This is a genomic window from Thioclava sediminum, assembly GCF_002020355.1.
Classification (GTDB): Bacteria; Pseudomonadota; Alphaproteobacteria; order Rhodobacterales; family Rhodobacteraceae; genus Thioclava; species Thioclava sediminum.
Genome location: NZ_MPZV01000006.1, coordinates 1 through 13,206 on the forward strand (window position 1 = coordinate 1; position 13,206 = coordinate 13,206).

General features: G+C 55.6%; 20 protein-coding genes. 14 read left to right on the plus strand and 6 right to left on the minus strand.

The genetic code is table 11. The features are described from left to right. From BMI91_RS19380 to BMI91_RS19395, 3 genes are all read right to left on the minus strand, one after another. Positions 1-777 (minus strand): DEAD/DEAH box helicase (locus BMI91_RS19380; protein ID WP_158522203.1); only part of this gene is annotated, 777 nt, incomplete at its 3' end. Between the two features lie 84 nt (positions 778-861). After that, positions 862-2,532 carry a plasmid recombination protein gene (locus tag BMI91_RS19385; RefSeq protein ID WP_146684173.1) on the minus strand — a complete coding sequence of 557 codons (1,671 nt, stop codon included), beginning with the start codon at positions 2,530-2,532 and terminating at the stop codon, positions 862-864. Positions 2,533-2,772: 240 nt separating this feature from the next. Continuing rightward, on the minus strand, positions 2,773-2,970 hold the full coding sequence (locus tag BMI91_RS19395) for a hypothetical protein (protein ID WP_078606320.1): 198 nt from the start codon (positions 2,968-2,970) through the stop codon (positions 2,773-2,775). A gap of 139 nt (positions 2,971-3,109) precedes the next feature. Here BMI91_RS19395 and BMI91_RS19400 point away from each other — a divergent pair, with 139 nt between their 5' ends. The 7 genes from BMI91_RS19400 to BMI91_RS19935 all read left to right on the plus strand — a co-directional run bounded on the left by BMI91_RS19400 (position 3,110) and on the right by BMI91_RS19935 (position 6,241). Beyond that, positions 3,110-3,406: a hypothetical protein gene (locus tag BMI91_RS19400; protein WP_078606321.1), complete on the plus strand. Its 297-nt coding sequence runs from the start codon at positions 3,110-3,112 to the stop codon at positions 3,404-3,406. After that, a complete protein-coding gene (locus BMI91_RS19930; protein ID WP_146684175.1) occupies positions 3,403-3,690 on the plus strand; it encodes a hypothetical protein in 288 nt (95 codons plus the stop codon). Before BMI91_RS19400 ends, BMI91_RS19930 begins: the two co-directional genes overlap by 4 nt. Positions 3,691-3,750: 60 nt before the next feature. After that, complete coding sequence (locus BMI91_RS19405) at positions 3,751-3,954, plus strand: hypothetical protein (protein ID WP_078606322.1); 204 nt, start codon at positions 3,751-3,753, stop codon at positions 3,952-3,954. A gap of 67 nt (positions 3,955-4,021) precedes the next feature. Next, positions 4,022-4,222, plus strand: a complete 201-nt coding sequence (locus BMI91_RS19410) for a hypothetical protein (RefSeq protein ID WP_078606323.1) — start codon at positions 4,022-4,024, stop codon at positions 4,220-4,222. Then, positions 4,222-5,226, plus strand: a complete 1,005-nt coding sequence (locus tag BMI91_RS19415) for a PD-(D/E)XK nuclease-like domain-containing protein (RefSeq protein WP_078606324.1) — start codon at positions 4,222-4,224, stop codon at positions 5,224-5,226. The genes BMI91_RS19410 and BMI91_RS19415 overlap by 1 nt, the downstream gene beginning before the upstream one ends. Further along, positions 5,223-5,843, plus strand: coding sequence for a hypothetical protein (locus BMI91_RS19420; protein ID WP_078606325.1), 621 nt, complete (start codon positions 5,223-5,225; stop codon positions 5,841-5,843). Before BMI91_RS19415 ends, BMI91_RS19420 begins: the two co-directional genes overlap by 4 nt. 170 nt (positions 5,844-6,013) lie before the next feature. Then, complete coding sequence (locus tag BMI91_RS19935) at positions 6,014-6,241, plus strand: hypothetical protein (RefSeq protein WP_146684177.1); 228 nt, start codon at positions 6,014-6,016, stop codon at positions 6,239-6,241. A gap of 13 nt (positions 6,242-6,254) precedes the next feature. On the opposite strand, the gene BMI91_RS20320 is transcribed toward BMI91_RS19935, so the two are convergent. Then, the gene (locus BMI91_RS20320; protein WP_078606326.1) at positions 6,255-6,503 is read right to left on the minus strand and encodes an antitoxin PaaA2 family protein; all 249 of its coding nucleotides are present in this window, start codon (positions 6,501-6,503) and stop codon (positions 6,255-6,257) included. Positions 6,504-6,661: 158 nt separating this feature from the next. Between BMI91_RS20320 and BMI91_RS19430 the strand changes: the two genes are divergently transcribed. Then, entirely contained in the window at positions 6,662-7,324 is a 663-nt protein-coding gene (locus BMI91_RS19430; protein ID WP_208607999.1) for a 3'-5' exonuclease, read from the plus strand. A 187-nt stretch (positions 7,325-7,511) separates the two neighbouring features. Then, entirely contained in the window at positions 7,512-7,865 is a 354-nt protein-coding gene (locus tag BMI91_RS19435) for a helix-turn-helix domain-containing protein (protein ID WP_078606327.1), read from the plus strand. A gap of 6 nt (positions 7,866-7,871) precedes the next feature. Here the strand turns inward: BMI91_RS19435 and BMI91_RS19440 are convergent, their stop codons facing one another. After that, positions 7,872-8,303, minus strand: coding sequence for a nucleotidyltransferase domain-containing protein (locus BMI91_RS19440; RefSeq protein ID WP_158522204.1), 432 nt, complete (start codon positions 8,301-8,303; stop codon positions 7,872-7,874). A gap of 366 nt (positions 8,304-8,669) precedes the next feature. Here BMI91_RS19440 and BMI91_RS19450 point away from each other — a divergent pair, with 366 nt between their 5' ends. The 5 genes from BMI91_RS19450 to BMI91_RS19475 all read left to right on the plus strand — a co-directional run bounded on the left by BMI91_RS19450 (position 8,670) and on the right by BMI91_RS19475 (position 12,635). Continuing rightward, the gene (locus tag BMI91_RS19450; protein ID WP_078606330.1) at positions 8,670-9,080 is read left to right on the plus strand and encodes a helix-turn-helix domain-containing protein; all 411 of its coding nucleotides are present in this window, start codon (positions 8,670-8,672) and stop codon (positions 9,078-9,080) included. A gap of 268 nt (positions 9,081-9,348) precedes the next feature. Beyond that, positions 9,349-9,765 (plus strand): hypothetical protein, encoded by a 417-nt coding sequence (locus tag BMI91_RS19455; protein ID WP_078606331.1) that lies wholly within the window; start codon positions 9,349-9,351, stop codon positions 9,763-9,765. A gap of 1 nt (position 9,766) precedes the next feature. Continuing rightward, entirely contained in the window at positions 9,767-10,084 is a 318-nt protein-coding gene (locus BMI91_RS19460; RefSeq protein ID WP_078606332.1) for a hypothetical protein, read from the plus strand. 263 nt (positions 10,085-10,347) lie between these two features. Then, on the plus strand, positions 10,348-11,016 hold the full coding sequence (locus tag BMI91_RS19465) for a ParA family protein (RefSeq protein ID WP_078606333.1): 669 nt from the start codon (positions 10,348-10,350) through the stop codon (positions 11,014-11,016). Between the two features lie 728 nt (positions 11,017-11,744). After that, on the plus strand, positions 11,745-12,635 hold the full coding sequence (locus BMI91_RS19475) for a replication initiation protein (RefSeq protein ID WP_078606335.1): 891 nt from the start codon (positions 11,745-11,747) through the stop codon (positions 12,633-12,635). Between the two features lie 42 nt (positions 12,636-12,677). Here the strand turns inward: BMI91_RS19475 and BMI91_RS19480 are convergent, their stop codons facing one another. Continuing rightward, positions 12,678-13,097 (minus strand): hypothetical protein, encoded by a 420-nt coding sequence (locus BMI91_RS19480; protein WP_078606336.1) that lies wholly within the window; start codon positions 13,095-13,097, stop codon positions 12,678-12,680. Positions 13,098-13,206 lie beyond the last annotated feature (109 nt).

Here is a 13,206-nt window from a genome sequence, read left to right on the forward strand (position 1 = left end):
GCCGGCCGCGAGGTGAGCTATCTTGCGATCGACATCTTCGTCGCTGTCCTGGCCGGTCAGAACCTCGGCCGGGAAGCCGGAATTGGAGAACTCCTTTGCGACGGCGAAGGCGTGCTTCACCGAGATGCAGAACCCGAGCGTTGGATCACCGACGCAGTGCTCGCGATAGGACCGGATTGCATCCCCGCAGATTTCGGATCGCTCGACGGCCGCCTGGAGCGCGTCGAGATCATAATCATGGCCGCGCATCCGGACCGCTGAGAAATCAACGGTTTCTGGGCAATAGTAGCGTAGCGGAGCGAGGTATCCATTCTCTGTGAGCCAAGCTGCATCACGGCCCCGGACGTGTGCTTGAAAGACCTCGAATGTCTCAGACTTCGGTGTCCCCGAGAACCCGATCGCGATAGCATTTGGTGCGCAGTCTAGCACCCTGCGATACTGAGCCGCGGCGCCACCCATATGCACCTCGTCGACAAGGATCAGGGCGGCCGGGTCTGCTGCAAGCCTCTCTCTGCGTCGGTCTGCGGCCTGCACCGTCATGACCGTAACGCCGGGCATATCCCCTGCCCGCTTGCGCAGCTGATTGACAACGGCGGATCGGTTCGAGAGAACCCAGACGATCAGGCCTGCCGCTGAATACGCGGCTGCGAGATACTCGATGACGACCGATTTTCCGTATCCAACCGATGCCTCGAACAGCACCCGTTTCGCGCCATCGCTGAGCACGTGTCGCAGTTTGTCGATGTCGTCGGATTGATATTGTCGGAGAGATGCCATGCCAAGGATATCCGTCCTGGGCATGGTTTTTGCGCCTCAGCAGCTGAGCGGTATTCAGCTCAGATACCGAGCATATACTCGTTATCATTTTGTTCTCTGCGGCTGACCCGGCTCTTTGATTTTTTTGACTTTCAGGACAGCCTCTCTCGATCCTGGGACGCGCTCATAATCGACCGCAGTTGCGAGATCTTCGATTTTCGAACTGAGGTCGAACGCGTAGTCGATGAGAGACCCGAGCCGCTTCTTCATGTCTGCTACCTCTCGATAGCCAGCCTCGAGTCCGCGTGCATATTTCTCCGCCTTCTGGCGTCCGGCTTCGCGAGCCGCTTCGAGGGCCTGTTCTTCAGCGCGCAGTTCGAGCCTCTGCTCCTCGATCTCGTCATGTTCGGCCGCCTGTTTCTTGCGGATCTTCTCGTTGAGACGATCAATCTCGCGATGGCGTTTCTCTTCATCATCCAGCCATTTGTGGAACTCCTTCATGCGTTTTTCGTGCTCGAGCTCAAACACATTCTGAGCGGTTTCGATCTGCTCGCGCTCAGTTTTTAGCGCCTTCCGAGCAGCGAGAACTGGCTCAGAAATTATCTCCTCGGCCGAGCCAAACTGCTCCGTGAAGCGAGCGAGCAGCGCTGTCCGTTCGCGGCGTGTCGTAGCGTGCGAGCGCTCCCCGGCCGACAGGACGCCGAGTTCGACAAGCATGTCGAGGGCGAGCGATTCCTTGTCGTCTTTGCGAACTTTCTTGGCCGACCCTTTTTCAGCTATGAGCTTTTCTGCATGCCGACGCAGCACCCACATTTTCTTGGCGTTCTTGCTGCCATCTGGGATCTTCAGGCCGTCTTTTCCGGCGGCTTTGAGCGCAGCATCTGCTTCTTTGAAATGCTCCACCGCGATCTCTCGAGCTTCACGTTCAGCAGCTGCTCTGGCTTCGCCGCGGACGATGTTCATGTGCTTGTAGCGGTCCTGCGCGAACCACTCTCCGACTGCGTCTTGCGCGAGTTCATAGCCGCGCTTCATACCCACTTTTTTGAGCTTTCCATCCTTGCCTTCGCGCATGATCGGCTCACCTCGGATAAACCGATGGTCGAGCTGAAACAGCTTGCGTCCGGTCGCAAAACGAACACTCGGTTCGTGTTCGCGATGGCCTGCAACGATAGCATGAATGTGCACCGACTGTTCGTCGAGATCGACACGCGCATAGCGCAAAGTTTCGCCATGCTCTTGCCTCAGAAAACCGAGTCCAGCATCCGTGAATTCTTCGATCTTGCGCGTGTCGAACACCGCCTCGATGCCCGTGTCATCGAGGAATTTGAGGCGGAATTTTTCCGGGCAATCGTCGGCCGCGCGGTAGAAATCTCGATGCACGGTAAGCACCAATTCTCGAAGAGGCCCTCTGCTCTTTTTTTGCGGATCCCAGGGCTCTTGCTTACCAGCGAGGAGTGCGCGCGCGTGGTCTTTCGGCCTGGTCTTGCGAAGGCCTTCGAGGTTCGATGCGAGGTTGTGATCGCGCATCGACTCGTATTCGAGTTTGAGTTCTTTCCCAATGTCATTGCTACCAAGGAGAATGCGATTGAGATGCTGACGAGTGAAGTCGATGTGATCGACGTTACCGATCTCTCTGAGAGCGTGTGCAATAATGCCTGCGACGTCGTTCGGGTGAATGCTCTCGTAGCGCAGAACGGCCGGGAATTTTCCGTCCGATCTCATGCGCTCTGCATACGTGAGCGATTTCATACGCTCTGAGTGATTTAGTGGTTCCATTGTCCCTGTCTCCCTGGACGGGAGTTAGGTCCGCTGGATGCTAGACGCACATTTCTGACAGCAGAATTTTCTGATGTGCGTTTGACGGGGACATACTCACTAGGTGTCTGTCAGAATGACAGTCCGCCTGCGGCGCCCGCAGGGGCGGGACCGTGAGCAAGGGGTTTGATTGCATCATCCCCCAGACCCCCAAAACTGCGCCCGCCTGACGGCGGTAATTGAAGGCCCCTACCCTGCTCGTCAGTCGTCGTCTGACATGCGCTCAGCGCGCTTGAGTTTCCTCGCGCTCTCCGATGCATAGACGAGCTGCCCGTCCGCGCCAATTCCGACACCGAGGCCAGCAGCTCGGCGTCGCGCGAAGAACTCCTCTTCAGCAGGACCCGGCTGCGAGAATGCTCGCGTCAGCCGGTCGAGTTCCTGCTCATTGTCGCTCGTCATCAGAGTTCTCCCTGGCAGGGAACAGCACGTCTCAGTTCCTCTGTCTTTAGCACATTTTTTCGATTTTTCTTGCTCGAAAATTTGGGATCGTGGCGGCCGGGCGTATCTTCTTTGAACCAACAGAGAAGGAGTTTGGAAAATGAAAACAGCTAGCGAATTCAAGGCAGAACTCAAGGCCCGCGTCGACGGAATCCAGAAGCTTCCGACGAGCTGGAAATCGCTCGGAAGCCGTGTGAATGGCGATGTATGGAAGATGGCTGCACGCAAAGCCCATGACACACTCATCGCGATGATCTCTCAGTATTCAGACAGGGGCTATGACTGGTTCGATGCGCAGTTCGAGGTGCTCATTGTCGAGCATTATAATGACGAGATGATCCGGCGCGCTGGACTCGAAGATGGTGCGTTCAACGGAACGTGTGAATGCTCGGCATGAGCGTCGAAACCTACAGTATCGCAAGGGGTGTTGTCCGTCTCGAGTATCTCGAGAACGGGCGCACCGTTTCCCGCACATTCTCAGCGCCAGAGGGTGGCGGAATGGTCTGCGAGATGACGCGCCGCGGGATCAATTTTGAGAGTAAACCGACGGGCAGAAATCTTCGCCGCGTCGGCCGGCGCCTGCGCGTTGAGAGTGCAGAACAGCTTGAGGGTGTCGTGCGTGCAGAGGCAGAGCGCTACCTGCGAACATTCGGGAAAAAATCTTCTCCAGCGACTGTCTAAAATTTTGGATCTGATCGCGATCGACCGATCTCCTCTCTATCGACAGAACGGAGAGAAAAAATGGTTCAGCAAGCAATCGACCTACGCTCGCAAAAACTCAATGAGCTGCTGGAAATAGATGACGCAATCGCAAGTGCGAACGACGTCAGGATGAGATCCGAGCTCAAACTCAAGCGTGACGCGATCGCATTCGAAATCGAACGCTGCGAATACGAGATCCGGGCCGAGCATATGCGTAGGAAAATTTCTTGGAGCGCTGCCTGAGATTTTGGAGCTAGGGACACATTTCCCTAACTCCAACTCAGAACAAAGCAGAAACGAGGGCAGAACTATGAACCTGAAATATCTTGCATTCATCCGCCGCTATTTGAGCCGCTGTGAATTCATCGACGTCTTCGACGCATTTGCTGCGGCGGCTGATGCTAAGAGCCGCGTGGAGATCGCGGAGCTCGACGCCGAGCGGGCGCGCGAAGAGCATAAGAAAGCCGAAGCGCGCCTCGATGAGATCTGCATCTCGAAAGGCCTGATGTGATGAACGCCATCGACCATCCTCTGGGTGTGTTCCAAGGCAAATCAAATGCGGAATACCACGGCGGCCCTGGCATCTCGAAAAGTGGCCTGGATGTCGTATCGAAGAGCCCTGCGCACTATAAACAGTCTCGCGCAGACGGCTACACAGCGCCGACTCCGAGCCAGCGCCTTGGGACGCTCGCTCATAGTTTTATCCTGGAGAACGACACGTTCTGGGATCACTACGCGCTCCCGTTTGAAGCGCCGGAAGGCGCCCTCGATACGGTGGCGCAGATCAAGGATCAACTGAAAGAACTCGGTGAGAAAGTCGCGGCGTCTGCGAAGAAGGCGGACTTGATCGAGCAACTCCGCGCGGTCGATCCTGAGGCAGTTTTCCTCGACGATGCGAAAGCCGCATACGCTGACGAGGTGGGTGATCGGGAGATCATCACTGCCAAGGAACTCGAAGATCTCGAAGGCATGCGCGCCTCGATCATGCGCCACCCGAAAGCGTCAAAGTTGCTCGAAGCAGGGTCGGGTGTAGCCGAGCTGAGCTGCTATTGGCGTGACGAAGAGACGGGTGCCCTGTGCCGGTGCCGGCCAGATTTCTGGAGGCATGATGGGATTATCGTCGACCTGAAGACCTCCCGGGATGCGTGCTATGACGGGTTCCAGAAGTCGATCAGCGGTTGGCGCTACGACACGCAGGACCCCTACTATCTCGATGGCGCAACAGCGGCAGTAACGCAGGGCGAGAACCCGCTGAAAATGCCGGCGCCAAGAGCATTCATTTTTGTCGCGATCGAACCTTTCGCGCCCTACGCCTGCAGCGTTTTTGTGCTCGACCCCGAGAGTCGTGAGATCGGCCGCAGTGGGTATCGCAAGGCTCTAAACAGATACGCTGAGTGTCTGCGCACTGGTGAGTGGCCGGCCTACAGCGACAAGATCGAGACGATCTCGTTGCCGGAGTGGCGGCTGCGTCAAGAAGCTTATGAACAAGATGAACAGGGGGTCTATTCAGAATGAAAGACATCGACATCACGCGCGCGATCAGAGCGAAATCTGATCAACTCAACGCCGACGACCTGCTCGCCGGCCCCATGACGATCAAAATCCGAGATATCCAGGTCGTCGCCGGAGAACAGCCTGTCAGCGTCTATTTCGACGGCGATGATGGGAAGCCCTGGAAGCCCTCGAAATCTGCTCTCCGCGTTCTGGCGGCTATCTGGGGCGCAAACGCTGCAAAGTGGCTCGGAATGTCCTGCACGCTCTTCAACGACGAGAGTGTGACGTGGGCTGGCGTCGCCGTTGGCGGGATCCGGGTCAGTCATATGGAAGGCCTATCGAAGCCGCGGGAGATCAAGCTAACGAAAACGCGCGGGAAGAAAGTTGGTGTGACGATCCAGCCGCTTTTGCTTGAGAAGCATTCCCAGGCAGACAAGTGGAAAGAGCGTCTGTTCGCCGTTGCCGAGGATCCAGAGAAATCTGTCGAAGATGCTTGGGGAAAGGTCCCTGCTGAGATCAAAGCTGAACTCGCAGATGATATCTATGACAAGCTGATCGCAATGCAGGAAGCCGCAACGCTTGAGCGTGAGAGCGACCCAGACGCAACTGCCAACGCGCTGAACGACGCGATCGGGTGAATGACTTGAACCGGGGCCGGATTTTCCGGCCTCTTTTCAATGTATGGCGAGAAATTTTTCCGCACTGCTAGAAAAGTTCCAGAATAATTTTGGACGGCATGTTTGCTGCCTAATTCCTCATTGTCAGCACGACGCAACGGGCTGACAAAAAACAGAAAATGGGACGTCACATGACACTTGTTAAATATATGAATTCCGCGAAGACTATCGCCGCGCTGTCCGAAGCAAAGATCCTTGAATATGCCAAGCAATTGGCGTTCACCCGTGAAATGCTTGGACCAGTTGACGAAGGATCAAAGCGAGCGATGTCTTTCGATACAAGAGATCCTGAGACAGGTGTTTATATCAAGATCGAGTTCGGCGAGGACCCGCTTGGCATACCACAATATCCAGGATAACAGACCGCCGGCCTCAGGGCCGGCGTTTTACTTCGGCCCGCGAGAGAGCCTCTTGCATCACCTGGTCGTGCGGCTTGCCCGGGCGCGGGTCGTCAAGGGCCTCTTGCACTCTGTCGCGAAACCACGTGTCGATCTCGACAACAATCCGGCTTGGCGCGTCCGTCGGAATCTCTGCTGTGCATCGCAGCGGCAGAGAGAGGTCTGGGTTGCGGGTCACGACGAAGGCCTGCGCAGACACGGGTAGCCTCTCAACACGCTGCATAGAGCCATCGACGCAGAGTCCGGTCTCAGCGCAGAGTGCTGCATAGCGCTCAAGGAATTCTCGCACGCGTGGTTCGTCATCAACTGATATGCTGTCTTCCACTTCGCAATTCCCTCTTTCGGCATATCTAAGATAAGATGGGATGAGGAGGTGCGCAAATGGCGACAGATGACCTGATGTTCATTGATTTCGAAGCGTCCTCGCTTTCACCGAACTCGTGGCCGATCGAAGTTGGATTGTCATGGATCATAGACGGCGAGGTCGAGACCTGGAGTTCACTCATCAAACCGCACCCACGCTGGCCGGCAGATGACTGGAGTGCGCGGAGTGAGGGGGTGCATCGTATCAGTCGCGACGAGCTAGACGACGCACCGACCTGCTGGGCTGTTGCCAACGAGTTGCTCCCCAGGATCCGCGGAAAAGTGCTGGTATCGGACTACACACACGGTGACCAGCGATGGCTCGACAGATTGCTGACGACCGCTGGCATAGATGGCCCCATGCCCCGCCTGGATGCGCTTGTTGTTGTAGCCTTCGCTCGCTTCGAGGGGCTCAAGCTCGATCTGCTGTATGAAAGGCTCGAGCGTCTTCCTATTCCGCACCGTGCCGGGCCAGACAGCGCAAGGCTAGCGAAAGCCGTTTTGAGCGCACAGAGGCTGGGAGACCTGGAGCGCTTTCGCGGTATGTTGCCGCCTGATGAACACCTGAGCCGCGACGACGCACATGAGCGCTGGCAGCATGACGACATGACTGCCGAGGAAGTTGCCGAGGGGCTTCGACAGCGCCTGAGGTCTGCATCTGGCTTGTCTCGTGATGAGTGATGGCCGCAAATACATAGATGACGAGCTGCTCAGGGAACTCCTCGAGCAGAGACAGTCAGGTCAGTTCATCTCGCTCGAAGAGGGAGAGCAGCGAACTCAAGACATGATTGCTCGAAAACATGCTAGTGCGAAGATTAGTTCGGCTAAGAGCCGTATAGTGGAACAATAATCCGGTTAAGGTCAGAAAATGGCGTCTTTTCAAGTTCAAGCCGTGCTCAAGCAACTTGGCGCGGACATTCAGACGGCTCGCAAGCGCCGGATGCTTTCGGTGCAGGATTTCTGCGAGCGGATCGGGGTCTCTGACAAGACCTTGCACAAGCTCGAGCGTGGAGATGGCGGCGTTCGGATCGAAACATTCGCGATGGCGTTGCTTGCCCTTGGCGAGCTGGATCGGCTCAAGGAAATGCTAGATCCTGCTCATGATGATCTTGGGCATAGTCTCGACCGAGCACGGTTACCGAAAAGAATTTCGCGGAAATCTGGACCCAGGCCCCCTGCCCTACGGTCTGATGAAATAAATGATGATGGAGTTGGATTTTGATGTTATTCACCCGAGGTCATCAAGGAAAGCGCGCGCATCGGACGTAAAATCCGCCGGACTCGCAACATGCTCCCACTGATCTGGCGTGAGTTCGGCACGCCGCTTAACCTCGGCCGCCAGTGGCTCTGCATCCAACCGGACGCCTTCGCTGGCAACCGCGTGACTGATCGTGTTGAGCGTCGTTATGCTCTCAGCGAATTCGCCGGCCCGGACTGTCAGAAGGTCGACCGGCAGGCCCGAGGCGCGCTTCACCTTCCAGACGTTTTTGACGGAATCGCAATCTCGCGGTGCGCAATCTGGGATCACGGCGAGAACATCCCAATCGCTGCCTGGATGCTCGTCTCCACGGGCACGGCTTCCGAACAGCCATACCTCGATCGCGTCGAGATCAGACTTGCATAGATCGACCAGGCCGCGGAGACGCGGTTCATCGTTCATGAGTTGCTGAACAGTCCTGCCCATCGTCGCCTATCGAAGCCCCCTGCTCCGCATCTCTGCAATCGCGCTGTCGGATACTAACATGTCGTCTCTGTCGAATATTCCGCTCTCGCCGCTCACGTCGTCGATCGCATACCAACCTGGCATCTCCACGACCATTGATTGCGACTCGAGGGACAGGCGCACAGGGCGGACCCCGCGGACCAGCTCGACCCCAGTTTCTGGATGAACTCTCATACCGACTCCCGCACAATGTAATGCAGTTCAACATAGCTGAAGGGGAGGCATTTTGACAAACACTGCTCGCCCTGCGTCAATGTCCGACAGATGAGACATAAGGGTCGCTTTTGTGCGATGTGACAGACAATGACAAAGGAACGCAAAGTCGTCAGAACAAAGGGCAGCGCCGTCCACCCATCGGTTGGACGGGGACTTTCCAAACTTGGAGTTGATCTCGGTTTCGCGCGGCGTGCGCGGCAGATCTCGACGACCGACATGGCCGCCCGGATGGGCGTGAGCCGCAGCACGCTGCACCGACTGGAAACAGGAGATCCGGGTGTGTCGCTCAACACGCTCGCTATGGCACTCTCGGTGCTCGGTCTCTTCGACCGGCTCACCGATCTCGTCGATCCGGCCAGCGACGAGATCGGCCTCTTGATGAGTAGGAAGGCCCTGCCCCGCCGGATAGCGAGGAGGCATGCAAAGCGCCCGCCCGCCGACGCGGTGGAGAACCCGGCAACACACGGCTCCAACGACGACGAGCCGGAGGGGTGGTGATGGCGGCCCGTCCAACTTCAAGTAGTTAGCGTCAAATTCGATCGTCCAATTTCAAGTAGATAAATGCGCTTTCTGGTGACTATCTAGCTTTGTCAGCAACTTAGCACCGTCCAACTTCAAGTAGTTAGAGAAAAATCTCTTCGGTTTTCCTCCATCTTTCGACGATCTTGCAAAAAATCTGAAAAATCTTTGCTCTCAAATTTGGGGATGCCTGTCGTCTCTCTAATTCCTCTCCAGGGACAATGAACAAACACCTTGGAGGGATAAAATGTTCAATTTCATGAAGAAGCTCAAAGCGAAGAAGCAAGCTCCGGAGGCTCGAGTGGCGAGCCCGCGTGAAACGATGGCATTCGCGATGCAGGTCAATGACGACATTGCGGCCGGCCGGTTCGAGGAAGAGCGTAAAAGCATCATGGCTGCGGTTAATGTCGCAGCTCGCGAGCGGATGGAGCGCCGCAGACCGAAAAGCCGGTTCGACGAGCGCCTCGATGCACTCTCCGACGAGCGCATGCGTCATGAAGCGGCTGGTCGCAGAGGAATGGCTGCTGCTCGGGCCGCAATGGGCAAGGGTGACGATATGGAGATCAATGTCGAGGAGTTCGCGATGAAATCCGGAGCGCCCCTGCCCGAGCCTGCGATCAAGCCGCGTCGAGTGCGCGAACGGAACAGCGGACGGGAGAGGTAAGATGCAGCAGGATATCTATGTTTCCGCAGCCGATCTTAATGATCTCCTCAAACGCTCTCTCGATGCACTTGAGGTAGGTGCAGACAGCTTCCTATCTGAAATGAAGAGGACCCATACAGAGGAGATCTCAGCTTCATTTGTTCCGGAAACTGGACTTGTCGATCTGATATTTGGGTTGTGCGATGCTTCTGTTCCGACCATGGCATTCATGGAGCATCCATCGAGAGACGAGCTGATGCATGAGGCCAAGAACCTCTTCTACATCGCTGCCTTGAGCCACCTATCCGGCTTGGATGGCTTTCTTTACCCAGATGACTGATTGATGGCCGGTCGAGCGTCGTCAGAAGGAGGGAAAACAGAAAGCGCAAACAATACGATGAATGCGTGGCTCGACCGGCTACAGACTATATATGCTCTTTTTTTGGAAACGGAAACAGATATGATATGAAATGGTTTCCGATGGTAGCATACGGGAGCATTTGGGATCATAGCCTAGCACAGTTGAAACTTTCCTTTTTGGCGTTGATACCTGAGGGGATGGGATGATATGAAATCAAATGATAGCATTGGGGAGCATATGATATGCCTGTGATTTCGATGGCAAACAGCAAAGGCGGGTCTGGGAAAAGCACGTCTGCTCTTGTGCTCGCATGTGAACTCGCGAGGGGAGCAGATGTTGTTCTAATCGACGCAGATCCGAGGAGGCCTTTGTCAGCATGGTCTACGCTTGCGCCTCCTCCTGAGCGTCTCGATGTGGTTTCCTCTGCAGGGGAGCGAGCAATTCAGGACGAGATAGATGAGGCCGCGTCTCGCGTGCCGTTCGTCGTCGTCGACCTTGAGGGCACAGCCAGCCGTCTCGCGAGCTACGCGATGGCAGAGAGCGACCTCGTGCTCATTCCTACGCAAGAACAGTATCAGGACGCCCAGGCGGCCGTTGATACGCTCGCAGAGCTCAAGAGAGCAGGGCGGGCAGCTCGTCGAGAAATACCATCTGCGATCCTCCTTACTCGCACACGCGCCGCAGTTAAGCCCCGCACAGCCAGGCACGTCGCTGAGCAGCTGCGTGGATTGCCTGGGACCCGAGTTCTCAATGTTGAGCTCGTAGAGCGCGACGCATTCTCGGCTCTGTTTGCGTCTGGTGGGTCCCTTCACAGTTTAGACCCAAGGGACGTCCGCGGCATCGAGAAAGCGATTGAGAACGCAGAGGCCTATGCCGGGGAGGTTGTCAAAATTCTGAGGGAGGTTGTGTGATGAGTAGGCACGGATTAGACGCATCGAAGCTCGACGATTTTTCGCCGCGGAAACGAGAGCCGAGAGAGCGTAGGGCAGGGGGCTCGACTGAGAGTGAGGGCTGGGCAAGCCGTGAAACAGCGCCGGCCCAGGTTTCACAAAAGCCGCAAGAGGGGCAGTTCAATATCAGGGCGCCGGTTGCAACGATCGAAAGGTTCAAGACTCTCTGCAAATCAGACAGGAGGACATATGCGGACATGCTGGAAATTCTGATGAACGAGTTCGAACGTAGATGAGTGATGATGCACGTCGCGAACGAGCAATTTCTCATCTCGCGACAGTGACAGACACTATCAATTTCATCGAATCGAATTTCACTGGAGAGGTCGCTGTCAGGCTCGAGTATGCTCTAGCGCTGCTCTATGTAGAGAGACTACGGCTGCAAGAGGGGCTCGGCGACAGCTGAGCCCCTTCTTCTTATTCAAGATTCTAAGATTCTAAGATTCAGAGCCGATTTTCCTTTTCATTGCAAAAACTTACGCGATTTAATGTGAGGAAACTGGGGACTCCGGTGAGGTTTTCGGGGAATAGTGTGATGAAATCGGGGGTTATTGTGAGGTTTCCGGGGCAAAAAGTGAGGTTTCCGGGGAGAGGGTAGGGGACTTATCCACAGGATTGGCTTTCGAAAAAGTGAAGCTTACGATCCAAGGGAATTCACATTTGTTAAGAATCGGGGTAGCTTTTTACACATGAAAGAGTCGCGCCGAACCCTTGAGATAACTCCCACGCAAGACGAGGCTATCAAGCCCTCCGAACTTATACAAATTACGGGGCATCAACAGCTTAGCCTGAATGCGCGGAGGGCAATTACCCTGCTCTGGCACACTGCGCATCGCCAGGGAATCGAGGAAGGCAAGGACTACACGATCGAACTCGCTGAGCTGCGGCCTGATTCACATAAAGGCAGTGAAATGATCGAGGAGGCGATCCTCGCACTCATGCAGACAGTCCTTATTGTGAAACTTTCGGGGGGCAAGACGCGCCGCGTTCAGTTTTTAGGCGGGAATGACATTGACGATCCTGACCGGCCGGCAGGTGTGCTGACCTACAGCTTCGACAAGCGCCTGGTCGAGATCCTGAGGGACAGCTCAATCTGGGGCAGGATCGCACTGCCAGTTCTGATGGCGTTCTCGAGCAAGTATGCTGTCTCTCTATACGAAAACTCAAGTCAGCTCATAAACCTGTCCAAGAAATTCGCAGAAGACTACGCACTCGATGACTTTCGCACGATGTTGGGTGTAGAGGATGGAAAGTATCCTGCATTTGGTGCACTAAACAAGCACGTCATCAAGCCAGCAGTTGATGAAATAAACGCTCTGGCGCCATTCAATGTGACTATCGTGCCTACAAAAACTGGCAAGAAGGTAACCGGCGTTCGAATGGGGTGGTGGCGAAAAAGCGAGGAAGAGCTGCGGGAGGCGTATGCTGAGGCGCAGAGGCCCAGAGTAGGGCGCCGCGCCAGGATCTCTGGCCGTGTTGAGCACGTAGCACCTATGCCGTCCGTAGAGTCTATGAGCAGAAAGGCGCGGCTTGAGATGCGTCGGAATTCCCCGAATTCCTCACTTTTGGAAGACGAGTAGCGATGACAGGAAGCAAGTGCCATGACAAAGCATCGAGCTGGATCAGCCGCTCGATCCGGCCGATGACTGAGCCTGGCGCCTCTTGAGTTCGAGCTCAACGACCTTAGCGAGGTCGAGTGAGAGGGAGAGTGCGAGCGTTTCCTCTGACATATACCCGTCGGTTATGTGTGGGTTCGCGAGTGCAACGACGCCAAGATCTTTGAGGCCGTCAACGTGCTGCTGCGGGATGTAGTCAGTCTGCGGCTTTGTGTTCAGCTTGACCGACCGGAACGCACCCGTAGGAGTCGTTGTCAGATCAACGCCGAAAATTATGTGGAATCCGTGGCGGGTCTCATCGCCACTGCCTGAGAACAAAGGAAAAGCATCAAGAGATCTGAACTCGCCGATACTCATATGCATGAGCCGGCTGACCATTGCCCGCGAGGCCTCTTCGATCCGCTTGTGTGCTGTTTCTGTAAGCATGCCTGAATCCTCTGTTTTTGCTATGAATAGGATATAGGCGCGCAAATATTTCGTGCAAGTTTTGCGCGGTTTCTTTGCGCATAAATATCTTGTAATAAATATTATGTAA